This is a genomic window from Halobacillus sp. B29, assembly GCF_052246755.1.
Taxonomy (GTDB): Bacteria; Bacillota; Bacilli; order Bacillales; family Halobacillaceae; genus Halobacillus; species Halobacillus halophilus.
In genome coordinates this window covers 81885-108420 of the sequence record NZ_JBQQCM010000010.1, presented here as the reverse complement: position 1 = coordinate 108420, position 26536 = coordinate 81885, and the positions used below count along the sequence as shown (strand labels likewise).

The following is a 26536-nucleotide window of genomic DNA, read 5'->3' as shown; positions in this document are numbered from 1 at the left end:
GCTTCCATGTGGAAAATATAGGTTTTAAAGAGTGAGGTTTCTAACAAATCGTTTGCACTTTCCATTTATCTTAGATATGATATAAACACAATATAAGCTAATAAAATTATTTAAAAATACTATATATAGTATTTGCGAATCAAGATGCCATCAGGCTTAATAGGGAATCCGGAGAGAGCCGGAACTGCCCCCGCAACTGTTAGCGTTCGCGAAATGGATCATCCACTGTGCCCAGGTACGGGAAGGACCATAGTAGAATCGAACGTAAGTCAGGAGACCTGTCTTTATTCGCTGAAGTTTCAACTTCTTCGGGGATTGAGAAGATGAAGCGATAGAATGAGGTCTTCGTACGGTTTATTTGCCTCGTTCTATGGTTTCATCCGCTCAAATAAGTGAGCGGATTTTTTTATGTCCGAAATCACCTATGAATAAAAAGGAGTACGAATACATGAGCGTTCAATCTATGCAAACAGAATGGGAGCAGAAGCTAATCGACATTCAAAAAGAATTTCCCCAGTTGGATGTGGAACGAATACTAAAAAAAGTTCCAGGGATTGGGCTGAATCAAATGACTGATGAAGAGCAATCCAAAGCATTAATACTTGAGTGTCTGGCTGAAATGGACGAGTCAACACCTGATTGGACCTTTGCCGCGAGCAGGATTCACTTGGATCAAATGTACAAAAATTCAGCTTACAACCGCATGGAGGAGAGCCCCTATAATGGATTTTATTCATTAATCGAGATTTTAACGAATGAAGAAATCTATTCAAAATCGTTGCTTGCTGATTATTCTAAAGAGGAAATAGATCAACTTGAAGATATCCTTGCACCAGAACGTGATTACTTATTTACTTATATTGGTCTTAAAACTTTAAGCGATCGATACTTAGCACGTTCCAAGTCCAAACACATATATGAACTTCCACAGGAACGGTTTATGATCATTTCGATGGTAATCATGGCTCAGGAGAAAAAGTCAGTAAGGATGAGACTTATAAAAGAAGCCTATTGGGCTTTAAGCCATTTATACATGACAGTCGCTACGCCCACTCTCGCTAACGCAGGAAAAAGATATGGCCAGTTAAGCTCTTGTTTTATTGACACGGTAGATGACAGTCTGCAGTCCATTTATGACAGCAATACAGATATAGCCAACTTGAGCAAACACGGCGGAGGAATTGGTGTGTATCTTGGAAAAATCAGAAGTCGTGGGAGTGACATTCGAGGATTTAAAGACGTTTCTTCAGGCGTTATTCCATGGATGAAGCAATTGAATAATACCGCAGTCAGTGTGGATCAGCTTGGGCAGCGTCAAGGAGCTATTGCCGTCTATCTAGATATATGGCATAAGGACATTTTCCCTTTTCTTGACAGCCGTTTAAACAACGGGGACGAGCGTCAGCGCACCCATGATTTATTTACAGGCGTATCAATACCGGATGTGTTTATGGAAGCTGTAGAAAATCGTGGAGACTGGTATTTATTCGATCCTCATGAAGTTCGTGACGTTATGGGCTTTTCATTGGAAGATGCTTACGATGAAAAGCGTGGCAGAGGAACCTTCCGCGAAAGGTACGAAGCCTGTGTCAATCATCCAGAGCTGTCGAAAGAAAAAGTAGCGGCTATAGACATTATGAAAAAAATTATGGTGGGCCAGCTCGAAACAGGTACACCTTACATGTTCTACCGAGATGAAGTGAACCGTATGAATCCTAATCGTCACGCAGGGATGATCTATTGCAGCAACCTATGTACGGAAATTACTCAGAACCAGAGCCCAACCCTTCAGGAAGAACAATATTTAGAAGAAGGAAAAATTATAACGGTTAAAAACCCGGGGGATTTTGTAGTATGTAATCTCTCCAGTGTTAATCTCGGCCGCGCCGTGCCTGAAGGGGTCTTAAAGCGTTTAGTTTCCATTCAGGTACGAATGCTGGATAACGTAATTGATGAAAATACCATCCCGGTGCTGCAGGCTCAATTGACCAACCAGTCTTACCGAGGCATTGGTCTTGGCACATTCGGTTGGGCTCACTTGCTTGCTCAAAAGAAAATAGCCTGGGAATCTGAAAAAGCCGTAAATTATGCGGAAGAAGTGTACCAGGCAATTGCCTATTACACCATTGAAGCCAGCAGCGAATTAGCAGCCGAGAAAGGGAGTTATCCTTTATTTGAGGGATCTGATTGGTCTACAGGAGAATTCTTTGTTAAACGGGCGTTTGATCAAAATGAGGATTGGAACTGGAATGCCTTAAAGGATAAGGTTCAGCACGATGGGATACGGAATGGATATTTAATGGCCGTCGCTCCTAATTCCAGTACTTCTCTGATTGCCGGAAGTACAGCGAGCATCGATCCAATCTTTAAGCGGTTTTATTCGGAGGAAAAGAAAGATTATAAAATCCCGGTAACAGCCCCTGACCTAAGCCCGGAAACGTTCTGGTATTACAAATCGGCGTACGATATAGACCAGCATACAAGCATACAGCAAAATGCTGTACGTCAAAAATATATTGATCAATCCATTTCATTTAACTTATATGTTCGAAATTCTATACATGCTAAAGAACTATTAGATCTGCATATCGACGCGTGGAAATCAGGTTTAAAAACGACCTATTACACGAGATCCACTTCAAGTCAAGGTGAATACGACGAATGCGAAAGCTGCTCTTCATAAAAGGAGGACAAACATATGAATGAAACCATTCAAAAGCGAAAACTTGTTGACCACCAGGCCCCTAATGCTTCTACAGGCATTATCAACGGCAGAAGTTCTAACGTACTTAACTGGGATGATACCCGCTACTCCTGGGCGTATCCTATGTATAAAAATATGCTGGCTAATTTCTGGATTCCAAATGAAATTAATATGAGCAATGACTTAAAGCAATGGGGTACCCTGTCCGATCAGGAGCAGGCAACGTTCAAAAAAATTATTGGGCTCCTTGCCTTTTTAGACTCTATACAAACGGACTACTCTGGAAAGATAGCTGACTATTTAACGGACTCCAGTTTATCTGCACTCATGCAAGTATTAGCTTTCCAAGAAGTGGTCCACAATCAATCCTATTCATATGTGTTATCGACTCTTGTGGATCAGGATGAACAGGAAGAGATTTTTGAATACTGGAAGCACGATGACGTCCTTATTGAGAGAAACCAGTTCATTACAGATGGGTACCAAGCTTTTGCGGACGATCCTTCTGTAGAAACCTTTTTAAAGTCTATCGTTTACGACATTGTTCTGGAAGGCTTATTCTTTTATGCAGGATTCGCTTTCTTCTATAATCTGGCACGTAACAATAAGATGGTATCGACCAGCACTATGATTAACTATATAAATAGAGATGAACAGATTCATGTAAGTCTGTTTGGACGAATATTTAATGAAACATTAAGTGAAAACCCGCAGCTGGACGAAGAAAAGTACCGTCGGTTTGTCACAAATACATTCCAAGAAGCGGTGGAACTTGAAATCAAATGGGCACATCATATTATAGGAGACCGCTTCCCCGGTATTCCGATCGGTGACCTGGAAGATTATATTCGGTTCATGGCTAATAAACGATGCCGCTTACTGGGAGCCGAAAAGCCTTTTCCTGAGTATAAGGAAAATCCTTTAAAGTGGATTAAAGCTTATCAGGAAGTCGACGAAGGAAAATCAGATTTCTTTGAACAGAAATCCAGACAGTACACTAAAGTATCCGAAACCAATGGCTTCGACGAACTATAAAACTAAAAAAGGAAAAATAAACCACCTCAGGTCATCCAGATATTGGATGACCTGAGGTGGTTTAACATGGTACGTTCTGGCTATTTTTGCATTTTATGCGAACAAATGTTCTTGTTTATATTAAAAATATGGTATCCTTATATATAGATACCGTTCTACAGGATTAGGTTAGGTGGCGATAGAAAAGGAGTGATGCCAGTTATGAGCACATATGAGGCGCTTATGGTTATGTTGGCGTTCGGGACATTTATCATTACACTCCTGGCGCTGATCATAAAAATGAACAATAATAAATAGACCCTTTCACATTAGTGAAAGGGTCCTCAACCGAAAAGAAACGAACGGTATCCAATCAGGTCACAGTCGCAGCTGTGGCCTGATTTGCTTTTATTATAGCACACTCCGCGTACGCCGAAAGCAAAAAGGCAACGATCTTTTATTTCTATGGCCCTTTAGTTTCGGTGTACTATACTACTCGTATTTCTTTCATTTGATATTGGATATGCAAAAGGTTAATATAACCAAGACGCAGGCAAAGATCCCCAAGCAAGTCTCCTACTGTCTCCGCTTTTTTCACGTGAAACATCCCGCGTACCGGAAGCCGCATCGTCCATTCCCCGAGGGTAAAGTAGATACCTTCATCTCCCCGGCCATCCTCACGCCGCATGGTTTCTAACATCACCCCCCCTGTTCCATCTGTCTCAACCCGTCCTATAACCGTCAGGACTCCATGTGGTACAGGGAAACCTATATTAAAATAGGTTTCACCTGCATGTTCATGAAAAGAATATAAAGCTGTATTTAGCGGTTCCTTGGTTTGTTTGTTACGTGTTATCCACGCTCTCACCAAGTTTCGACCATCTTTATAGTCAGAAATAGATATAGCTTCTCCTTGAAGCGCCACAGATCCGGATGGCGGGAGTCCCCATTGGCTTATCCGGTCGGCTATTGATCGAAATCCTCTGGCCCATTGAATAGACGCTTGAACATGAAAGTTATCGGTATGTAGGAACCACCTTTTCACCAGTGAATCCATGTGTTCTGAATGAAAATGAGGACTGTTAAAAGGACTCCAATCATGCACAAGCCCTGTCACATATTCATGAGAAGCTGCCCAGGGTTTATAATCTATTGTAGGATTAATACTTCCTCGTCCAGCACGTATATGACTAATAGGAAAAACGGTGTAGGCATGCCTTTGTGGAGCATGAACGCCGCGCCAAGCTAAAGCAGATAAAATGGAAAAAACGGACGCTATCCACAGACCGTGATAGCCAGCGATTGTATTCAACTGCAGCCAATAAACTTCTAACCATATGCTCAAACTAGTGAATAGAGCAAGCAACATAGTTCCTAAAAGAAGAAGAGATGCTGCACGCAATGCCATTCCAATCCACAATTTAAAATAAACAGAGAGCCAAAACCACCATAAACAAAGCCAGACCAGAACAAGGAAATAAACCCCTGCTGCAATTGATGTAAAAGGAGCCCCCAAACTTAAACCAGGACCAGTAATGAAAGAACCCGCCATCACTCCGACTGCTAACCATAAGTATGGGGTAACCATAAAATTCTTCCTAATTCTGTTACATTCTGCACGGTAACGTCCAAAGAACCCCGTCACTAGTGGTACTACAAAAGCAGCGTAATGATAGTGAACCACGTTGAGCTGAAGAATCGTCTCTGAATATGGGAAGATACCAGTCCATCCTGCACTGGAACATACCAGCCATCCTCCTCCAATCGCTATGTAAATCAAACCAACATCAATGACAGTTTCCTCGACAGGTCCGAGCCCTCTGCTCAACAGCCTCATGAAACCTCCAAAAGCGATGAGAAGTGTATAAAAAAACCAGACGGCCGCCCACCACCCTGCTTCATTTCCTGACGGCAGCGAAATGGCGATCATACCTGCAGCTGAAAAAGGCAAAGAGCAGCTCATCACGTTCCACAGCCACTTTTCCGGGCGGCTCCCCTCCGCACTCTGAACGGCTTCTTCCAGTAACAAGGGGACAAGTACAAGAAATGCAAAACCTAAGACCAGATCAATACCGCTTCCTTGAAAGAAGATGACCCAGATTAGAAATAAAAATGCTCCAGCCAGGGCATTCCAACTTCCGGGATTTTTCAAAAGATTTCCTCCCCCTATCATAGGACGGTCATATCATCCTCTTTTCTATATTTTATCAAAACCCGCCCCAGAAAGGTTAGCTCTGCTACAGAAAATCGAGATGCTCACTAAGTACTTCTCCCTCTACAGTCAATTTAAATTTTTGGGCTCTGTTAATCTTCCGTGTTGTTATTAAGGTAAAGCTACCGATACTGTAAGACTCAGTTTCGAGATATCTAGAGAGAGAGTTAGGTCCTGCGGGGAACAACTCGCTTTCCGTGGGCATGTGCTGAGCCTCCTCAAGCTAACGCTTTCCGGGGTCTCACCGATCATGTTTATCCCACAGGAGTCTCCCCGCTCCCCTCCGGACCTTGCCAAATCAGCAACTCGAAACAAGTTCATCCTTCACCCGCTTGAGAAGAAATAATCACAAGGGCGTATATACTTTTTTAGGCTGGAACTATGCGGGATAGCCTGTTATATAAGCATTTCAGGCGGTATAAGGAGGATAGGATACTCTCTTTACGAAGGGTCCGTTAGCCCTAATATAGTTGGGCTGGTGGGGAAATGGCGAGACTCCCATGGGAGAAGGGACTAGGTGAGATCCCGCAGGGAGTGAAACGAGCGAGGAAGCTCACCGTTCCCCCATAGGAAAGCGAGTTATTTCCCCACCAACCCTATACCTTTTAAGTAACGGACCACGATTTATCTTGAATTCGAGTCTTCAACTATCCGGCCCTATTGCAAAATAAGCCTTATGAAAAATCAACAATAAACTATAACAGAGCCAACTTTTTAAAATCACAACTTCTTTATAAATTAAGGTTATTTTTCATTTCATCCAGTGATGCATAAATATCTTCTCTAATTTTAGGGTTATAAAAAACAGCTGCCGGATGATAGAGCGGGATAATAAGATAGTCTTTTTCAGTTTCCACGTATTTTTCCTTCTCACGATCAAGCCGCATGATCGGGGTTCGAATTACTTTCCCAACTCGTTCACTAATTTTGTCCTTTCTTCCCATCAATCGTTCATATGCTACACCTCCAAGGGCAATGATCACTTCAGGATCCATTTTCTCGATTTGGTAATCCAAGAGAGGAGCATGAGCCAGTATCTCCTTTTGATTTGGTTTCCGGTTTGCTTTCCTCTGTCCCCCTGACCCTTTTTTGGTGGTCTTCACCCATTTGTATGGACGACTTCTCACTGCACTTGTGATGTAAACGTCTTTTCTTTCTAAACCTATATAATTTAACTGTTTATCCAGTTCATCTCCTGCTCTGCCTATAAAAGGTTCTCCTTTTACGGCTTCATTTTCTCCTGGAGCCTCACCGACAATCATAATTTCACCGGATTCATCGCCCTGCCCCAGAACAAAGCCTTCAACATCGAACCCGGCTATTCTTTTTTTTGCTTCCTCAATTAATTCTTCCGGAAATTGCATGAAAGACACCTGTCCCTTCCTTTTTCTCATTGATACCTATATTCCACGGAAATGTATGTGCTACACACTGGAATTTTTTAGTTTGCAAGCCAGATTAAAAGGAGTATTATTTGTAGGAGACCATTATCCTAGAAAATCATTGAAGGAGATCGATGATCATGCGTAAAATTTCCTCCTTTATCGTACGCACCCACAAATGGCTGCTCGCTTTTTGGATCGTGATAACCCTGGTTATGGGTTATTTTGCTATTCAATTACCTTCTTTATTAGAAGGCGACGGCTTCCGCACAGATGGAGAATATGAACGGGTAGAAGAAAAATTAAATAAAGACTTTGATTTTCCTGAATCCACATTTCTACTATTATTTGAAAATAATTCAGAGGATACCATCACTTCCGTCTTAGAAGATATAAAGGATTTAGAAATAGCCTCTCGTATTCAGTCACCACTCGATGATGAATCCATGCAGAAAGACAAGACTGCTTATGCTTCTATCCATTTTTCAGAAGAACCCGAAGATATGAAAGCAGCTATTAAACAGGTAGAAGAGATAACCGGAAAGGTAGAAGGAGTTTCTCTAACTGGATCTCCTGTCATATCTGAAGATATTAATAAAGCGAGCCAGGAGGATCTAAAACGTGCGGAGTTAATCGGGCTTCCGGTAGCCCTAATCATCTTAATCTTCGCTTTTGGAACAGCTCTTGCTTCTATTCTTCCATTAATCATCGGAGGAATCACCATTATTGTCGGCTTTGGCATTCTGGCCCTTATTGGTCAGGACTCACAGTTGTCCATTTTCATTTTGAATATTGCACCTATGATCGGACTGGCTCTAAGCATTGACTTTGCTCTTTTATTTATTAATCGTTATCGTGAAGAACTACTAAAACAGGAAAAAACCGAAGCCCTAAAAACTACGATTGAAACAGCAGGCCGATCCATCATTTTCTCAGCTGTCTGTGTGTTCATCGGTCTTGCAGCCATGAGTGTAATAGAAGTAGATATCTTTATGAATATTGCCATCGGTGGATCTGTGGTTATTGTAGCAGCAGTATTATGTTCCTTAACGCTTCTACCTTCGTTACTGTACGTATTTGGTGCGAACGTGAATAAATGGAGATTAATCCCCTTTCAGAAGGATACAACACCAAGATGGAGAAAATTTGCGCGTGGTGTAATGAAGCATCCTGCCTTGATTTCTCTTTCTGCTTTAGTGATTTTAATAATTGGTGTTATCCCTGTAACCAATATGAACTTATCTATCCCGACGATTAACGCTTTACCAGAAAGCTATGATTCACGAGCTGCTTTTGAAACCATTGACGAAACGTTTATGGGCTCTGAAGAGAGTACCGCTTACATCATTGCTGAACGAGAAGGCAAATGGCTGGGTGAAGATGGGTTAAAACAAATGAAAGACCTTCAGGAAAGATTGTCAGAACCAGAGATTGTAGCGGCTGTTGATACCCTGTACACAACAAGCGGGATAAATTCTCCTGAACAACTATCATCTGCTTTGGAGCAGTCTGCATCGCGACAGCAGCTGGAGCCTGCGATAGAACAATTCCTTTCAGGAGATCAATTAATGATTCCTGTTCAATTAAAGGTAGCAGCCAATTCTTCCGAAGCTCAAGAACTCATGACGGACTGGTCGAACGATGAATGGGAAGTTTCCATGATGTTCGGGGGACAGCCAAAATTCAATCAGGAGATTTATACGGAGATTTCCGACAAAATCGGATTAACTCTTACAATCATTATCGTTTCTACGTTCATCATCTTGATGATCGCATTTCGTTCCATTATTATTCCTTTAAAAGCGATCCTGATGAATGTGATTGGACTTACCTCAACCTTCGGAATTCTTGTATGGCTCTTTCAAGGAGGACACTTCGGTTTGAACGAAGCGGATATTGCCCTTATATTACCCGTGATTGTGTTCAGTCTTGTATTTGGATTAAGTATGGATTACGAAGTGTTTCTGATCTCAAGAATTCACGAGTTTTATCTGGAGACAGGTGATAATACAAAATCAACGATAGAGGGGCTTGCGAGCACTAGTAAAATTATTACCTCTGCGGCTCTTATCATGATTGTCATTACAGGTGCTTTTGCTTTTACTGGTGTCGTCCCGGTTAAGCAGATTGGAATAGGTATTGCTATTGCAATATTTATAGATGCAACCGTTATACGTTTACTTCTCGTTCCTAGTTTAATGAAGCTTTTAGGTGACTGGAATTGGTGGCTGCCTTTTAGCAGCCATAACCAAAAAGGTAAAAGAGTTTCCGAAAAGACCTGAAACAAGCAGTTTCTACCTCTGCAAAAAATAAGCTGATCGAAAAACTTAATATTTTTCGATCAGCTTATAGCGGCTCTTTGGCCGCTTTTTCTATTTAATCTGGAAGACCAAATAAGTCGTAACAAAATAGGTTACTATTATAAGAAAAGAAGGCCATAGATAGTTCCAGGCTTTTGCTTTCCTCCTGGTAATACTTATGATAATCAACAGGATAAATAGAATCGATGCACCCGCTGTTAATAGATTGGCAGGACTTGAACCTTGAAGAAGATTCCCTCTAAAGTACATCAGATCCGTTATCGCTAGGATCATTAAATTAAAGGCATTACTGCCAAGGAGAGAACTAATTCCTAAATTAAAATTTCTAAGCTTAAGCGCTGTTCCAACGCTGACTGCATCAGGAAGGGATGTACTGATGGCCACAAGGAAGGCTCCAATGAAAGAAGCTCCAATCCCTGTAATAGCAGAAATCCTTTCCGCCGTGATTGTCAAGACACTCCCGATAATCATGATTAATACAGCGGACACAATAAAATGGAATAATACCTGCTTATAGGTATATTCGGAATATTTTTTATTCTTATCCTCTCTCTTCACTTTTCTGCCTTTATATTCTGTACGGTCATTGATTAATTTTGATCCTATAAAATAGATCAAAACAGTGGCTATTGCTGTATAGCTTATATGAAAAATATGCGTTGGTAAAGATAAAGTCAATCCAAGCATGACAATCAAGGTCATGATAATGACCAGCCATCCATACAGCTTACTCTCAACGGTAGCATGGGTTAAAATTTGGTAGCGTCTATAAACAATATCAAAGATAGCCAGGCCCATAATATTAAAAAGATTACTTCCGATTAGATTTCCCACAGCAAGATCAGGACTGTCAATAATGATAGCCGTCACACTTGATGTCAGTTCAGGCAATGATATTGCTATTCCGATAATAGCTCCCATAAATGTTGATGATGCCCGGCTTTTTTCTTTTACAGCATCTCCGAATACGGCCAGTCTTGAGGCCACAAAAAACGTACTTATCCCTGATAAGAAAAATAATACAAATATTAACCAATCACTCATTCAATAATCTCCTTCATCTATTCATTCCATTTATAAATTATTTCAGCAACATTTTGTCACATTTCCCTCTCCTTACCGTTCTTAAACAGTAAAAAAAGGCCAGCAAAATGCCGGCCTTGGTGTGCTTGTATATCGTATTACTGTTTTACTGCGTTTTTTTCATCCTCTTTAATTAAGTCGGCCGTCAGCTGCCCTGAAAGTGTAACCATCGGCACACCCCCTCCAGGGTGAGTAGAGCCACCAGCGAAGTATAGTCCGTCATACACCTGACTTCTTGATGGAATTTTGAATCCGCCATTCGATTTACGATCAGCAGCAATTCCGTAAATAGAACCACCATTAGGTCCGTATAAGGACTCTAAATCCTCAGGGGTAAAACGATATTCAAATTCAATAGAATCTCTCAAATCTGTGAGTCCCATTCTTTCAAGCTTTTCAATGACTAATTCCCGGTACTGATCCCAGTCAATCGGCTTACGTTTTCCATCAGTCAGCGGCGGAACATGGGTTAATACAAATAAGTTGTCTTTACCCTCCGGTGCCTGTGTCTCATCAGACCTTGCAGAAATCCCAATATAAATAGTTGGATCATCTGCCGGTTTGCCCTGATCAAAAATTTGCTTAAACTCTTTTTCAGGATCTTCGGAAAAGAAGAAATTATGGTGCTTTAATTGGTCGAATTTCTTATCAGTCCCAAGAAGCAGGACAAGCCCTGATACCGTTGGATCAAATTTCTTCTGAAGCGTTTTTGTTTCTTTTTTCACTTTGGACGTCTGCGGAGCCAGGCGGCGATAAGCAGGAATGGCCTCCAAGTTTGATACGACTACATCAGCTTCATGAACGACTCCCTCTTCCGTTTCAACTCCTACTACTGTCTCACCTTCTACCACCAGGCGCTGGACAGGAGTGTTCAAGTGAATATCTACACGAAGTTCATCCATTAATCGGCCCATGGCTTCTGCGATCTGATACATTCCTCCCTTAACGTAGTGAATGCCTAATCCCAGCTGCACATAGACCAGCTGATTTAAAATGGCAGGTGAAGAGTAGGGATTGGAACCTACATACATCACAAAGAAATTGAATAACTGCTCCAAGTATTTATTATCGAAATGTTTATGCGTCGACTTGGCTACGGTATTCAATGGATCCATTTTCAAAAGCTCACTCAGCTTATGATGGCTTTTTAAATCTTTTAAGTCCTGAATACTATACTTATAAAAACTCTTCATACATAACTCATACATATCCTGTGTATAAGAAAGAAAGTCCGTAAGCTTACGGTTCGGGCGATCCGTAACTTTTGCCATTTCCTCAAGCATGCTTGGCAGATCACTTGTTACATCAAGCTGCGTACCGTCTTCGAAAAAAGTTCTCCATTGCGGTTCCACACGCTCCACCGTTATGTAATCCTCAAGCTTACGGTGTACGCTCTCAAATAATTGTTCTAATACCCATGGCATGGTTAAAATAGAAGGCCCCGTATCGAAAGTAAAGCCTTTACCTTCTCTTCTATTTAACTTACCACCAAGGTTGCTGTTCTTTTCAATTAATTTTACCTTATATCCGTCCCCGCTTAAACGGATCGCAGTAGACATACCACCAAGTCCTGCACCGACGACAATCGCTGTTTTCTGTTTCAACACTTCCACCTCCACGTTTAATAAACAAACGGAATCAAACGATATCTTGTTTGACACCAGCTTCGATATATCTCTCCATGAGCTTGCGTTAACATGGCTTCTTCAATGCGAATTCTATGTAGTAAAGCGGCTGCCAGCAATCCACCACAAAGAATAGCTGTCCACAAATTCCCTACTCCCAGACAAAAACCAACGATGATAAAGAACAGTCCTGTATATAAAGGATGCCGTAATTTCCGGTATGGTCCACTGCTTACTAGACGATCACCTTTCTTTACAGACACGTCCCTGGTAAACTGATCTTTTAAATGAATAATCCCCCAGTAGCGTAAAGCAACCCCGCCTATATAAAGAAGTAAGCCAAACCACCACAGGGATTCAGAGGCTATTACACCTATTTTCCATTCGCGCATCATGAGTGATAAAGCTATCGCCAATATAACGGCAATAAGGATAAGGGGGAACGATTGGCGTTCCAGATTTTCAGTTTTAGAAGAACCACGATTGCGGAACAGGATGAATTCACCGACCCACAGGGCAGTTACCAGTAAAAAAAGGGCTTCGAATGTACTCATGTATCCAAAAAATTTCCGGGATAAAGCTTTATCATAGCCACCTTGTTCCCCCTCTTCTTTTTCATAGCTGCTACCCTCTAGCATTTCCCATAATCCAACCCGCTTAAACAGCTGGACACTCTCTGCGAACTGCTTGAAAGATTAAGAAACTAAATTTATGATAGATAGAAAAGACTATGAAATACTCTGCACTCTATCTTCAAAGAGTTTTTTGACTTCTAAGGAGATGAATACAGCAAATGGAAATATTATATGCTATCTTTATTATAGCGGTTGTTCTCCTTACATTCTATATTATCTTTAAATCGCTGAACAAACAAAGTTATATCCTTATGATCATAATTGTGGTTGTATATTCAGCACTTTTAATTTGGAGCTTTATAGATTAAGAAAGACCGGTGCAAAAGCACCGGCCTTTTTCATTTACTTCTCTTTTCTCTGTTTATTAATTGCTTCCCTGATATGATAGAGTTCTGCGTACATAGCTGTTGCATATACGCTGAGAATACTCAAAAACATGGATAAAACAAAAACAGATCCATCCAATTCAAACCCGAGCACGGAAGTGAAACCGACTATGGCTCCAATAATTATTCCGATCCCAGTTAAAAAGATGATTTTTTGTAACGTCACTGAATAAAACACCCAATCACCTCTTCCACATAATCTATGGTTAGTTATACCCTACGCGACCCTCGCTTACACGTAAGAGCTTCTCCACTTATATAATGAAGCAACTTATTCTCCAACCAGCCCTCTTCCTTTTTACGTAACGGACCCATTTTCTTGAAACTGAGTCTTAAACAAACGAGAGCTTACCCGCATTAAGTAACAGTGTGATTTCACAGACTCTATTTAAAAAACTCCCCGCCGGCAGTTTGCTGCCTTGTGGAGAGTTTTTTATTAAGCACCAGCCCAGACATCTTTAGCAAGACGTCCTTCTAATTCAAGATTCTCTAACCATTCAACCGCCTTATCATAAGTCGTCTCGTATTTGTGTTGGTAACTTTTTATAATTTTTTCAATGACAGCGGGAGCCATATCACTGCCGTCACCACAAATGTACAAGCAGCCTCCGCTTTCCAGTAGCGAAAGAACGGTAGAGGCGTCTTCCCACAAGCGATCCTGAACGTAAACTTTACCTTTTCCTTCTATTCTTGAAAAAGCAGTATGCAGGGTAATAAGCCCTTTATCTGCTGCCTTTTCCAGCTCGTTCTTATATAAGAAGTCCTTCTCCGGGTGCCTGCACCCGAAATACAAATGCGCTTCTCCAAGACGATGACCCTCTTCGAGCAGGTTCTCACGTGCTTGTATAAATCCACGGAATGGAGCAATACCGGTACCTGGACCAATCCAAACCATCGGCGTCTCCGGATTTTCAGGCAGGGTGAAATTGGATTGAGGTGTGTTAATAAAACAAGCCACCTTATCGCCAATGTCCCGGTTAGCCAAATAATTCGACGCTGTTCCTTTGAATTCTCCTCTTCCGCTCCAAGCTGTATCTTTCACTACGCTCACCGTAACGCTCGCTTCCTCACTATGTTTTCGAGGAGAGCTGGAAATTGAATAGTAACGAGCCTTAAGCGGTGGAAGCAGAGCCAGGAATCTTTCAAAAGGAACTTCACATGACAAATAATCTTCAAGAAGATCCAGCATTGTAAGGCGATGAGCCAGTATTTCACTTTTGTAGGTCTCATCCTCAAGAAGCTTCTCCAACTCCATTTTGTGCGGCGGGCAAGGGTTGTGAGCAGCCAAGTCCCTGATTTGGCTTCGGGTAGCCGGCTCTTGCAATTCAACATAGGATGTTAGGAGCTCTCTTAAGCTGATCGGCTGACTGGTAGGAAGATGAGTTGCTTTTCCTGTATCTTCGCCTAGAACTACATACTCTTCTCCCTTCAATTGAAAGCGCCTAAGGACACGTTCCACCAGCTCTTTTCCATTTTGAGGAAGAACCCCGAGATGATCCCCCTCCTGATAATTCACTCCCTCAGGAAGTTTTAGTTCCAGATGCCGAGTACTTCGTTCACTGCTCACCTGTAATTCACGATTTTCATTCACCATAGCTGTAAAGGCATGATGAGTCCGGGCGAGAGGCGTCTGTGTGACACCACTGACAAACTCCATTGAAACATGACTGGATGGGTCATCGGCTTCTTCAAGTTCCAGATTAAATGTATCTGCCAGCGCAGGCCATAACGCTGCTTCCCATTTTTCTAAATCGCCTTCGAAATCTTCACTCGCATCTCCGCCTTCTCGTGCAAGAATCCGTTCCGCTCCAAGAGCTTGAAGTTCCTCATCAATCAATGTTGGGACTCGCTGATAAGTACTGGCCCAGTTTCGGTCTCCACATCCAAACACAGCATAGCTTACTCCTTTAGCTTCTTCTCCATCTGCTTCCTTAAGCCAGCGGACAAAAGCGTCAGCATTATCAGGCGGGTTTCCATTATAGGATGCTGACACTATCAGCACCGCTCCTTCTGCAGGGAGAGCAGATGTGTACTGATTTAATGGAGCGGTCTTCACATCAAAACCTTGGAGCTTTCCAGTCTGCGCAAGTTCTCTGGCCACTCCTTCTGCTGTGCCCATATTAGAACCATATAATACAAGTAAAGGGATGCGGTGAGCATTAGCATCGGGAACGCTTTGCTCTTCCGTTTTAGATGAACCTTCCGCTTCTTTCTGAATAGGAGCCGGCTGCATCAAAGTCGCATCGCGTCTTGCTTTCACACGCATAGTCAGCCCTTCCGGCTTCATTGTTAATGCTTCTTTGACATCCAGCTGATAGTTCGTATGATCTTCAAGGTCAAAATACTGAAGAACCATCCCAAGTACAAGAGTAGCTTCATGAAGCGCGAACTGCTGTCCTATACAGGCTCTCTGACCATTCCCGAACGGTTTGTAGGCATGGTGGGGAATTTGGGAAGGATCCTCGAAACGTTCGGGCTTGAAAGTCTCCACATCTTCTCCCCATACGCTAGTGTCCCTGTGAAGCTGAGGGAGAAGTAGTGTAAGCGTCTCTCCCTTTTCTACTTCATATTGACCGGCAAGCGTCGTATTTTCTTTCGCATAAACAGAAAAGGCAGGAGCCGTCGGCCATAAACGTAAAGCCTCATTTAAAATCATTCGTATATATTTAAGCTTTTTCACTTGCTTATAGGATGGTATATCCTCTCCAACTACTTCATCTACTTCATCCTGGGCCTTCTTTAACTTATCAGGATTTTTCATCAAATAATGAATGGCAAAAGACAGAAGACCACTCGTCGTTTCATGTCCGGCAATTAAGAAAGTAATGATTTGGAAGCGGATATTTTCATCATCGAGAGATTCTCCAGTCTCCGGATCTTTCCCTTTCAACATATGAGCAAGCAGATCATCTTCTCCCTGATCACCCGTTTCCTTACGCTCGGCAATTAATTGATCAACTAAGTTGAACATATAATCAATGTCTTCTTTGTACTGTTTTTTAGAACGAATCATCAGCTTATCCTGAAGCTCAAAACGTTGTGTTTGATTCATAGATTCATCAAGTGCATGCACCATTTTTTCAACAAAAGGATGAGACCTCTCCCTGTAAAAGCTGTTGAACCGGTAATTAAAACCGCACAACCCTATTGTATCAAGGGTTAGTCGTGTCATGTCTTCCGGAACTTCAACTTCCTCATTCGGATTTAGTCGAGCCCATTTTTGAATAAGCTGAGAAGCAAGATCAACCATTTTATTATGATAGCCTTTCATAGCCTGCTGACTAAAGCTTGGCAATAAAATATTATGAGCTTTTTTCCAATTGATTTCTTCCGTTTCACTGGTAAATAAACCGTCTCCTCCAAATGCACGGACCTTTTGCAGAGCAGGACCGACCTTCTTATCAAAACGGGATTCATCACAAATCTCAGCAGCGAACTGCGCACTTGAAACAAATCTGCTAGTACGGCCAGGGAATTGGAACTGATAGAGCGGACCAAATTCATCAGCCAGTTTCATAAACGACTGAATAGGCTTTTCTTTATTAATAAGCGGCAAATTCCCAAGTGGCCCATAGGATTTTGGCTGCGGAAGATTGTTTGTTTTTTCCACGATTAGTCACCTCGTTAAATTAATGATTATGACGGAATGAATATTCATTCCTAACTAAAAATAAATACACTATCGAATTTTCAATGATAGCGTATAGCATCCCAGCAACTTTCTTCTACTCCAATAAATAAATCATCTGTTTCTTCGATATTACCGGAACGCACCAACTGATGCAGTTCCAGAAATCCGCCAAAAATAATTGCAATCATCGCCATGGAAGGAAGTTCACGAATAACTCCTTCTTCCTTTCCCTGATCAAGGAAATGCTTCAATCTGTTTAAAAGCCGATCGAAATCTTCACGGCTGGTATTATTTAAAAAGTAAGCACCATTATGAGTTTTAATGAAATAAAGGGCATGCTCGTGTTCGCTTGTAAAACGAGTCATTCCTTTAAACAAATGGTGAAATTGTTCTCTAATGGATGAATCGCCGGGGTAGTCTTCTGCAAGAGTATCAGCAAACATCTTTACATAATATTGAAATAATGTATTCACTAGAACTTCTTTATTATCGAAATAACGATAAATCGTTCCAGCTCCGACTTGTGCTTCATTTGCAATCATGGGAATGGTTGTGGCATCAAACCCTCTCTCAGCAAATAGCATAAGCGCACTGCTTAAGATGTTGTCTCTTTTAATCGTTGATGCAGGCATGGGTCTTGACTCCTTTTCACATCGGAATGAACGTTCATTCTTAAATTATAAATCCATTTCACCCTTCTTTTCAACTAGTTATTTACTAACGATTATAAAAAGAACCGATTATCTTGTTTTAGACGTAAGATATTGTGAAACACTTTCCAAAGGAAGAGAAATAAATAGAGTTCTCTTCTACACTTTAGGAGGTGGAGGAATATGGAAAATACCACTTACAGAACAGGCGATAGCGTGCCGGAAGATGGCACGTATAAAGTAGTGAGCCGCATCGATGGTGGTGAGCTCAACAAGGATGATACGGAAATTATGATTGAAAAAGGTCAGCCGTTCCCTAATTCCCCCTCAACTGACAAAGAAGCAAACTGGACCAAAGCATAACCAGTTTATTCAATTAGGACTTTTCTGCCATTTGCATGAGCAGAAAAGTCCTTTTTTTGTTGGAATCCCTCTCTAGTTTAATTCATACCCTCTTAAATAAAATAAAAACAATAGAAAAACATTTTAATGGCGGAACATTGTTTTCCCCATCTTTATTACCAAGAAATTTGGTTCTTGAAACTTATAAATTCTTATTAATTTCTCATAAAAAAGGAAGGCTGGAAATGCCAGCCTTCCTTTTTTATGAGAATCCTTATTTCATAGCTAGTTATTGTTTGGATTGCTTGCGAATAAAAACACCTGCTGCTGCTAGTGCTGCAAGAATAGAAGCATATAACCAAATGTCATGGTTGGAAGCTGTTCCACCCATACCCGTGTCTGGCATCTCTTCAGGCATTTGTTCACTCATAAACATTTCCGGATTTTGGGCAACGATCCCAGTTGAAAGTGCTTTGGAAGCACCAAACATGTGGGCATATGAATCTCTCAACGTTTGATACGTTTGTTCATAGTCTCCTTCTGCATATTGATCAAAAGTATTAAATAAGAAATCGGCATGCTGCTGGAGACTCGGAGCAAGCTTCTCAGCACTCAGTTCACCATTCGTTCCTTCTTCCAGGAAGTTGGCAAACGTTTCGCGATAATCCTCTAATGCTTGCATCGCTTCTTTTTGTTTCTCTTCATCTTCATTGGCTGTAGCCTTTACATAAGCTACGAAGTCATCAATGTGCTGGGTCCAGATTTCATTAAATTGATCACCGGCTTCTTCACCGAATATTTTCGTCATCGCTTTTGTAAGATCTTCCGTGTTATTAGAAAGAGCTTGAGCAGACGCTTCAAAGTCCTCTGAACCATCAATACCATTTTGCATCGCCATCGTTGCCAGGCCTACGTGTTCACTTAGCAAATGGTTCAAATTGGAGCGTAGATCAGCAGCTGGGGTTACAGCTTTAGTCTCATTGAACTTGTCCGGGAATTGATTAACAATAGCACTGGACATCCCTTTACTTACTCCGTACATATGATCAATTGCTTTTCGCTCTTTCATATAAGCTTCTTCATAGTTTCCTTCTACATAAGCATCAAAAGCTCCAATTAATTGGTTCACATGCATTTGCAGTCCTTCAGATAGATTTTCAGCTTTCAGACGATTTCCAGTTGCTTCTGAAATAAATGTAGAAAAGTCATCACGGTACTGACTGAGTTCATCTAGTGCTTCTTGTTTGGCTTCTTCATCTTCACTTCCCGTCGCTTTTACATAATCGACAAAGTACCCAATATGAGAGGACCACATGTCTTTAAACTTGTTTCCAGCTTCATCTCCGTAAACGGAAGAAATGGCTTTCGATAAGTCTTCCGTATTAGATGATAGGGCTGCTGCGGAGGCTTCAAAGTCTTCCGCGCCTTCTGCCCCTTTTCTCATCGTTTCAACTGCCAGGTAAGCGTGTTCACTAAATAAATTATCTAATTGAGCCCGGAGTTCCACTGCTTCTGTTGAGACTTCCGGCATCTTATGATCCTCAGCGTTTACAACATCCAGTGACGTAGGGAGCAACAGTGTTGCACTCATCGGTACGACTAATAAAGCTTTTTTGAAATTCATAATGTTTTCCTCTCTCCTTTGTTTTTGTTTTTTCACTAAGCTATCGCACCAAAGGTTCGATTGGATCACATTTTCACTAAAAAAATTAAAAAAATTGCAGACAGCTGTCAAAAGCTGTCTGCAATAGGGTTTAGAGTATTTACAATTCTGAACTTAATATAACTTCTCCCTGAGGAGTCTGACTCGTTGCATCTGGTTCTTTGGAAATAGCTACGGCATCCCAATTTGTAACTTCTGGTAAATCATTTAAAGAATAGGATACTGCTCCCTCTCCATTTTGATTCGCTACAAACGTTCCAGCCCGGTAAGGTTTTTCACCTTCAATAAGCCAAACCTGGTAAACCTCTTCCCCTTGAAGCTGAGCAAGTTTTTCTGCTTGCAAGGTAAGAATATCGCCTTTTTCCTGCTGGATCAAAGCTGCAGTAGCATTAGCCTCTGTTCCTTCGGATTGAAGCTGTACTCTCGCTCTTACTTGGTCGGTTCCGTTCTCAACACCAGGCTGTTCAGGTTCATCAGGCTCTGGAGTGGTTTGTTCCTGTTCATCGACAAGTGCAAAAATGTTTCCAGCAATTGAAAGTACTAGTGCTGCTGCGAGTCCCCGAAAAACCCAGGGGCGCGTCTTGTCAATCTTTGCTTTTTTCTCGCTGGGAAATACCAATTTTCCTTTATCTAAATTATTATTCTTTGAAGATTTCCGATATTCTTCGCTGGATGCGTCGTTATTACGATCACCAGCTGCAGGAGATTCTTGTGAAAACACTTCCCCCAGTACACGGTCTTTCATGTCCTCAGGAGGGGCCACGGGTTCAGAAGCAAATGGCAAATCATCTGTAAGCGCCTCTAACTCTTCCAATTCTTCCTTACAATCTGCACATGTTTCTAAGTGATTCTCAAATTCAATCTTCTCTTCTTCACTCAATTGGTCATTAAAGTAATCAATTAATTTATCGCATTCTTTACGCATCATGTACCCCTCCTTTCTGCGTTGATAAATGTTTCTTTAAATGTTTTAGGGCAAGCCTTATGCGGCCTTTTATGGTTCCAAGCGGTAATTCGGTCTGCGAGGCAATTTCACTTTGACTTAATCCTTTAAAATAAAATAAATCCACCATTTGTTTTTGTTCTTCGGATAATTTTTTAACTGCCTGCCGAATCTCGCTCCCCCGCTCTTTCCATTCGACTAAATCTTCCGTAGATTCTGCTTCATCTTCAGGAAGATCTGTTTCATCTTCTAACGTAACTTCCTGTTTTTTATGCTTACGTATAAGGTCAATAGCTGTGTATCTTGTGATGGTTACGATCCATGATGAAAACTTCCCTTTACTTTCATCGAAGTGAGCTTTTTGTGTCCAAATCTTTATAAATACTTCTTGAAGGGCTTCTTCTGCTAAAGCTTGATCTCCGGATAGCTTAATGACAAAGGAATAAAGCAGCTTTTCATATTGATCATAGATCGATTCAAGCGCTTGTTTATCACCCTCGACAACCCGGCGATAGAGCTCAATATCACGATTGCTCATAGCACACTCCTTTAGTTGGTGGATATCATCATCATAGCATAGGGTATCTTTAATAAGGGAGTTAAGCTATATAGCTATCGGCACTCCCCTTCATTTGGATCACTTTTATAAAAAGCGGGCTGATTTAAACATGAGATTGTTTTACTTGAGTCTGCCCCTCCCTCTAAATTAAATACCTATTGGAAAGGCATCCGACCGACTCCTGAGGCCATAAAAAATACGCCCTTTCTTATAGAAAGGACGCATGATGGATCTAAGATCTAGGCTTGCATGGCTTCTCTCTCTTCACTCGCATCATCATACTTTTTCTCAGACTCTGCCACCACTACCGCACATGCTGCATCACCTGTGATGTTAAGAGCTGTACGAGTCATGTCCAGAAGACGGTCAATACCGATAATCAAGGCAATTCCTTCGACTGGAAGTTGAACTTGATTCAGTACCATTGCAAGCATAATCAATCCAACACCTGGAACACCAGCTGTACCTATACTGGCAAGTACCGCAGTTAGTACAACCATAACCAGCTGCCCAAATGATAAATCTGTATTATAAACTTGCGCAATAAAGACAGTGGCTACACCTTGCATAATAGCTGTACCGTCCATATTTATAGTAGCCCCAAGAGGCTGCACGAAACTACTTACTGGTTTAGGTACATTTAAATTTTCCTGAGCCGTTTTCATAGATATAGGCAGTGTAGAGCTACTGCTTGATGTACTGAAACCAACAGTCATCGCCGGGAAAAATCCTTTAAAGAATTTTATCGGATTCATTTTACCTAAGAAGGATACGGCTGATCCATAGGTAACAATCGCGTGGATAACTAAGCCAAGTATAACTACAATCATATACATGCCCATAGCTTGAGCACCGTCCAGCCCCATTGTACCGATGGCTGATGCTAATAGACCGAATGCACCATAAGGAGCGAATCTCATGATCAAGTTAACCAGGTACATCATAATGTCGTTACCTTGCTCAATTAACTTCATAATCCCTTCCGTCTTCTTACCTAGAATAGCCAGGGCTAATCCGATAAAGATAGAAAAGGCTATAATCTGAAGCATGTTTCCTTCTGCCATAGCCTGGATAGGGTTAGTTGGGATGATTCCTGTAAACGTTTCGACTACTGAAGGAGCTTTTTCACTTTCATAGCTGGCATCAGCTGTATCAATACTGATATTCCCAGGCTCGAAAATATAAGCTAGTGAAAGAGCAATACTGATAGCAATCGTAGTAGTAATTAGAAAGAATGCAACGGTTTTGCCCCCGATACGACCCAGCTTCTTGGGATCTCCCAGGGAAGCAGTTCCAAGCGTAATGGAAAAGAATACAATAGGAACAACTAACATCTTAATTAAGTTAAGAAAGACGGTTCCTAAAGGATTGAATATAAAAGTATCTAACGTTCCAAAGAGATCCGGTGCAGCAAAGTGCAATGCGAGTCCGGTAACAGCACCGAGAATTAAACCAATAAATATTTTGGTGGTTAGATTCATGACGAAACCTCCTATAATAATATGAAAGCGCTTTCTTGTGTTTTTGTTAAAAAAATCGGGTATATTTATTGATATAGGAATCCCGGAACCCAAGTAGATTGCGCTATTTTTGAATTATAGCACAAATTGTATTTTTATTGAATAAAATTTCTGAAACTATTCTAGCAAACTAATCATTCAGGTGTAAGGGCTGAGGACCTATGGATCAAACCTTCCTCGCTTTCTAATAGCTTGAGAGTACTTTATGGGTTTTTAGACATTTGAAGCAATCATCTAAAGTTCTTTTTTGCATTTTCCAACAGGTTCTCTGTATATAAATGAAGACCAAACAAACGAGGTCATTTGTCTGGTCTAAAAGAATGAAATTACCTTGGTGGTATCTGAGCCGCTTCTCTTCAATGAATTCTATTTATTCAGAGAGGTTTACTGCCGCTCTAAATACGATAGGTTCCCCTGTTAATCCGGCATATATAAGAAAGTCTTCTCAGATTATTTATTTTAGTGATCCTTCAATGGACTGATTCAGTTGGTTAATGATGTCTTCCTCTTCTTCAATTCCAATGGATAGACGAATGATATAATCTGTGATGCCCACCTTTTCACGATCCTGCTCTGATAAAGCACGGTGAGAGGTGCGAACTGGATAGGAAACCGTGGTTTCGACTCCCGCAAGCGTCGGAGCAATCTTAATCCAGCCCAGTGATTTGAAGAATTGATCCAGATCAATACTGGAATCAAGCTCAATCGTAACAATCGCCCCATTTCCGCGCTCCGATACAAATTCTGGATAATACACATGCTTCACAGCATTATTTTGTCTAAGTGCAGTTGCTACAGCATTCGCGTTATGGGACTGCTGCTTCATTCGAAGGCCTAAAGTCTTTGCTCCGCGCTGAGTCAGCCAAGCTTCAAACGGACTTAAATTAGCCCCTAGCGTTACGACTTTCTGTGTCGCCTCATGGATCAGATCTTTGTCGCCTGCCAGCACTCCGCAAGTTACATCGCTGTGACCACCAATGTATTTGGTTGCACTATGGACCACAAGATTAACACCAAGCGGATAAGGTCGCAGCAAATAAGGAGTTGCAAACGTATTATCCACCATCGTTTTTATACCATGTTCCCGGGCCAACTCGACTAGACCTGTTAAATTCTCGACACGTAAAAATGGATTGGAGATGGATTCAGCGTATAGGAGCTTTGTACGAGCATTAATAGCATCACGAATCTGACGCTGATCCGAGAACGATACCATACTTACATCAATCCCAAATGTCTGTAGTTCTTTTGTGAGAAGTTTGTGAGTGCCTCCATACAAATCTTCAGCTGCAACAATATGATCTCCGGGTTTAGCTACGGATAATATACCAGCCAAAATGGCGGACATCCCCGAAGAAGTAGCAAGCCCTGCTTCAGCTTCCTCAAGATCAGCAATTGAATCTCCCAGTTCATCCGTATTCGGATTCCTTTCACGGCTGTATAAATAAGGAGAGTCTCCTTCATAGTAACTTTCCAGATGGTCTAAATCCTTAAACGTAAAAGCTGTTGTCTGATAAATTGGTGTATTTTTACTATTTTGTACAAGCGTTTGATCAACTTTGTTGTGTACAACTTTCGTATCAAAAGATGATTGTTTTTTCATAATGATGATCTCCTCCACTTTCACTGTTAATCAACGATTATATAGAGCAAATATACTTTCTGTCAAAGTTTTTCGACTTCTTCGAGAATAGCGTGGATAACAAATTCGTAGTAATCCTGATCATGGGGAACAAAATCCCGAAAGTGAACGCGGACCTTTTGGTCATCCATAACAGAACTTGCATCCGTTGACCCTTTTGCTCCTTCAAGCACTTGCTTAAATCCATTGATCTCTATCCTTACGAGATCTTCTACTTCGTATCCGAGTGAAAAATCTTTCTCACCCGGGTAAGGAGAGATATACACCCGGCAAAGCTCTCTGTCTTTTAAGGTATCAGAAATAAGCACTTCTTTATATGTACCTATACTTTTGAGATCTTCTTTCCATAAAGAAATACCTAGCTCCTCGTGTATTTCCCTCCTTCCAGCCTGAATAATGTTTTCTCCTGCTTCTATGTGTCCTGCAGCAGAAATGTCATATAAGCCGGGAAACTCTGCTTTATCCGCAGCCCTTTTTTGAAAGAACAAACAAACTTGTCCTTCTGAGTCCATTTCATAAAGCCAACACTGAAAGGTTTCATGCCAATCCCCCTCACGATGTACTTCAGTTCGTTCCTTCACAACTAATGGATTTCCTCTGTGATCAAAAACTTGCAGCCACTCCGTCACTGTATGCCTCCTAACTCACTCAATTCATGTTCGAAACGTTCTTTCTCTTCAAGAAAAGGATAGTGGTTGCTTTCTTCGAAGACGGTTAATCTAGAATGATTTAAATAATGATGCATTTCAATAGAAAATTCCACCGGGCATTGAACATCATATTTTCCGGCGGCAATCCAAACAGGCACATTTATTTTATAAAGCTGCTGTGTGACATCAAAAATGTGAAGCTCCCTTGCAAAAAAGTCCATACGGGATCGCGACATTTCCTTATGTATATTTTTTGAGAAATAACGTTCATACGTGTGGTCACGAACTAACGACAGTTTCGTTCTCTCAGCATGTAAACGGCGTTTCTCCCGACTCGTTAACAGCGGAGATTTCAACTGTTAAATAATTGCTGCATATATAAAAATTGTGGATGGTGATTATGATAAATACACGTAGGAGAATCCATGTACATACGAGCGGCCGCATTAGTAATCACCAATTGATTCAATGAATGAGGGGCAGCCAATCCGTAGACTAAACCGAGCATTCCACCAGTCGAATGACCAGCGAATGTCCAAGTAGGAAGTTCCAACTCTTCCCTGACGGCCTCAAGGTCCAATACGGATTCCAGCATGCTTAATTGATAAGGTTCATGGGCTGCTTCAGATGCTCCTGCCTCCCTTAAGTTCACTAAAAACACTTGATATAGACTCGTGAAGCAATCGGCAAAATAATCTCCTGTAGAATTTAAAACTGAATATAGATGACTGACACAAAGAGGCGGTCCTTCTCCCTTACAAAACACCTCAAAAGTCCCTCTAGATGTAACCACCATAATCACCTTCCAAGATCCCATAACGTTTCCTCCTTTTTCTTTAAGTTTAGCAAAACCATTCTTAAGTTGGAATAATCCACCACCTCAGGTCATCCATATTTTGTAACTCTGGTAACAACATCCATGTTTATCTTTTTTTATACAAAGGAAACCTATTCTTGAAGGAGGTGATTCGTATGACAAATAAAAAGCAACGACGAGGAAAAGTGGAGGATTCGAACGAAGCTGCCGAGATATTCAGCAGCCGTTTAACGTACACAAAAGCTTTCGTTCCACAACAGGAGACAAAAGCTGAAGAAAAACCTTCCGAAGGTGAAGCTATGTACCATCATTATACAGACGAAGATTAAAAGCCTGACTCCAATACATTGGAGCCAGGCTTTACTATTTCTTAATAAGTGGATCCGTATGTAAAAGCTTCTTTCAGCAAGTAACTACCGTTTTCCGTATTAAAGTAATAAGTCTGTGCTTTCCCGTCTTTCCCCCGGAGAACTTTTGAACTACTCCCCTCCCTACTACCGAGATTGAGGTGGGAGATTCTAAATAAGGAACTCCACAAACCAATTCTTAATCCAGTTTCGTAAGTCATCAAACCATCCATGCTGATATAAGCTGTTTGAGTTAGTGACAAATCCACTGTTTCAACAGATGCTATAACAATGATCCACAAGAAATAGCGCGTCCGGTGATTTTCGATTTCAAATTCAAACCCATCCATTTCCGAAAATTCTGTTATTATTAATATAATGGGTATAGGAATAAACGAAAAGCAAATCAC

21 protein-coding genes, 1 pseudogene and 1 riboswitch are annotated in these 26536 nt (G+C 41.2%); of the genes and pseudogenes, 6 read left to right on the top strand and 16 right to left on the bottom strand.

Features of this window, described 5'->3' with window-relative positions:
- The first annotated feature begins 125 nt into the window (after window positions 1-125).
- A riboswitch (cobalamin riboswitch) is annotated at window positions 126-300 on the top strand.
- A gap of 148 nt (window positions 301-448) precedes the next feature.
- The 3 genes from ACTWP7_RS13765 (at window position 449) to ACTWP7_RS13755 (ending at window position 4036) form a co-directional block, all read left to right on the top strand.
- Entirely contained in the window at window positions 449-2683 is a 2235-nt protein-coding gene (locus ACTWP7_RS13765) for a ribonucleoside-diphosphate reductase subunit alpha (protein ID WP_443123689.1), read from the top strand.
- Window positions 2684-2698: 15 nt separating this feature from the next.
- Window positions 2699-3739, top strand: a complete 1041-nt coding sequence (locus ACTWP7_RS13760; RefSeq protein WP_443123688.1) for a ribonucleotide-diphosphate reductase subunit beta — start codon at window positions 2699-2701, stop codon at window positions 3737-3739.
- Between the two features lie 201 nt (window positions 3740-3940).
- A complete protein-coding gene (locus ACTWP7_RS13755) occupies window positions 3941-4036 on the top strand; it encodes a putative holin-like toxin (RefSeq protein WP_139205849.1) in 96 nt (31 codons plus the stop codon).
- Window positions 4037-4205: 169 nt separating this feature from the next.
- On the opposite strand, the gene ACTWP7_RS13750 is transcribed toward ACTWP7_RS13755, so the two are convergent.
- Together ACTWP7_RS13750 and ACTWP7_RS13745 are read right to left on the bottom strand one after the other, a co-directional pair.
- Entirely contained in the window at window positions 4206-5870 is a 1665-nt protein-coding gene (locus tag ACTWP7_RS13750) for a YndJ family protein (RefSeq protein WP_443123687.1), read from the bottom strand.
- A 791-nt stretch (window positions 5871-6661) separates the two neighbouring features.
- Entirely contained in the window at window positions 6662-7294 is a 633-nt protein-coding gene (locus ACTWP7_RS13745; RefSeq protein ID WP_443123741.1) for a uracil-DNA glycosylase, read from the bottom strand.
- A 158-nt stretch (window positions 7295-7452) separates the two neighbouring features.
- On the opposite strand from ACTWP7_RS13745, the gene ACTWP7_RS13740 reads away from it, so the two are divergent.
- Window positions 7453-9594: an MMPL family transporter gene (locus tag ACTWP7_RS13740; RefSeq protein WP_443123686.1), complete on the top strand. Its 2142-nt coding sequence runs from the start codon at window positions 7453-7455 to the stop codon at window positions 9592-9594.
- 90 nt (window positions 9595-9684) lie between these two features.
- Here the strand turns inward: ACTWP7_RS13740 and ACTWP7_RS13735 are convergent, their stop codons facing one another.
- From ACTWP7_RS13735 to ACTWP7_RS13710, 6 genes are all read right to left on the bottom strand, one after another.
- On the bottom strand, window positions 9685-10677 hold the full coding sequence (locus ACTWP7_RS13735) for a sodium:calcium antiporter (RefSeq protein ID WP_443123685.1): 993 nt from the start codon (window positions 10675-10677) through the stop codon (window positions 9685-9687).
- A gap of 137 nt (window positions 10678-10814) precedes the next feature.
- Window positions 10815-12320, bottom strand: a complete 1506-nt coding sequence (locus ACTWP7_RS13730; protein WP_443123684.1) for a phytoene desaturase family protein — start codon at window positions 12318-12320, stop codon at window positions 10815-10817.
- A gap of 17 nt (window positions 12321-12337) precedes the next feature.
- A complete protein-coding gene (locus ACTWP7_RS13725; protein WP_443123683.1) occupies window positions 12338-12979 on the bottom strand; it encodes a methyltransferase family protein in 642 nt (213 codons plus the stop codon).
- Between the two features lie 339 nt (window positions 12980-13318).
- Complete coding sequence (locus ACTWP7_RS13720; RefSeq protein WP_223254248.1) at window positions 13319-13528, bottom strand: hypothetical protein; 210 nt, start codon at window positions 13526-13528, stop codon at window positions 13319-13321.
- 270 nt (window positions 13529-13798) lie between these two features.
- The gene (locus ACTWP7_RS13715) at window positions 13799-16972 is read right to left on the bottom strand and encodes a bifunctional cytochrome P450/NADPH--P450 reductase (RefSeq protein WP_443123682.1); all 3174 of its coding nucleotides are present in this window, start codon (window positions 16970-16972) and stop codon (window positions 13799-13801) included.
- An 80-nt stretch (window positions 16973-17052) separates the two neighbouring features.
- Window positions 17053-17625, bottom strand: coding sequence for a TetR/AcrR family transcriptional regulator (locus ACTWP7_RS13710; protein WP_443123681.1), 573 nt, complete (start codon window positions 17623-17625; stop codon window positions 17053-17055).
- 201 nt (window positions 17626-17826) lie between these two features.
- Here ACTWP7_RS13710 and ACTWP7_RS13705 point away from each other — a divergent pair, with 201 nt between their 5' ends.
- Entirely contained in the window at window positions 17827-18006 is a 180-nt protein-coding gene (locus tag ACTWP7_RS13705) for a YjzC family protein (RefSeq protein ID WP_014641591.1), read from the top strand.
- Between the two features lie 268 nt (window positions 18007-18274).
- On the opposite strand, the gene ACTWP7_RS13700 is transcribed toward ACTWP7_RS13705, so the two are convergent.
- From ACTWP7_RS13700 to ACTWP7_RS13670, 7 genes and pseudogenes are all read right to left on the bottom strand, one after another.
- Window positions 18275-19609, bottom strand: a complete 1335-nt coding sequence (locus ACTWP7_RS13700; RefSeq protein WP_443123680.1) for a copper amine oxidase — start codon at window positions 19607-19609, stop codon at window positions 18275-18277.
- A gap of 139 nt (window positions 19610-19748) precedes the next feature.
- The gene (locus ACTWP7_RS13695; protein WP_443123679.1) at window positions 19749-20573 is read right to left on the bottom strand and encodes an anti-sigma factor; all 825 of its coding nucleotides are present in this window, start codon (window positions 20571-20573) and stop codon (window positions 19749-19751) included.
- On the bottom strand, window positions 20566-21129 hold the full coding sequence (locus ACTWP7_RS13690; protein WP_422168750.1) for an RNA polymerase sigma factor: 564 nt from the start codon (window positions 21127-21129) through the stop codon (window positions 20566-20568). Before ACTWP7_RS13690 ends, ACTWP7_RS13695 begins: the two co-directional genes overlap by 8 nt.
- Window positions 21130-21389: 260 nt before the next feature.
- Window positions 21390-22631, bottom strand: a complete 1242-nt coding sequence (locus ACTWP7_RS13685) for a dicarboxylate/amino acid:cation symporter (protein ID WP_443123678.1) — start codon at window positions 22629-22631, stop codon at window positions 21390-21392.
- Window positions 22632-23124: 493 nt separating this feature from the next.
- Window positions 23125-24273 (bottom strand): trans-sulfuration enzyme family protein, encoded by a 1149-nt coding sequence (locus ACTWP7_RS13680; protein WP_443123677.1) that lies wholly within the window; start codon window positions 24271-24273, stop codon window positions 23125-23127.
- A gap of 62 nt (window positions 24274-24335) precedes the next feature.
- A complete protein-coding gene (locus ACTWP7_RS13675) occupies window positions 24336-24941 on the bottom strand; it encodes an NUDIX hydrolase (RefSeq protein WP_443123676.1) in 606 nt (201 codons plus the stop codon).
- Window positions 24938-25779: pseudogene (locus ACTWP7_RS13670) on the bottom strand (alpha/beta fold hydrolase). Before ACTWP7_RS13670 ends, ACTWP7_RS13675 begins: the two are co-directional and overlap by 4 nt.
- A gap of 155 nt (window positions 25780-25934) precedes the next feature.
- On the opposite strand from ACTWP7_RS13670, the gene ACTWP7_RS13665 reads away from it, so the two are divergent.
- Entirely contained in the window at window positions 25935-26108 is a 174-nt protein-coding gene (locus ACTWP7_RS13665) for a hypothetical protein (protein ID WP_443123675.1), read from the top strand.
- A gap of 41 nt (window positions 26109-26149) precedes the next feature.
- Here the strand turns inward: ACTWP7_RS13665 and ACTWP7_RS13660 are convergent, their stop codons facing one another.
- Complete coding sequence (locus ACTWP7_RS13660) at window positions 26150-26476, bottom strand: hypothetical protein (RefSeq protein WP_443123674.1); 327 nt, start codon at window positions 26474-26476, stop codon at window positions 26150-26152.
- Between the last annotated feature and the right edge of the window lie 60 nt (window positions 26477-26536).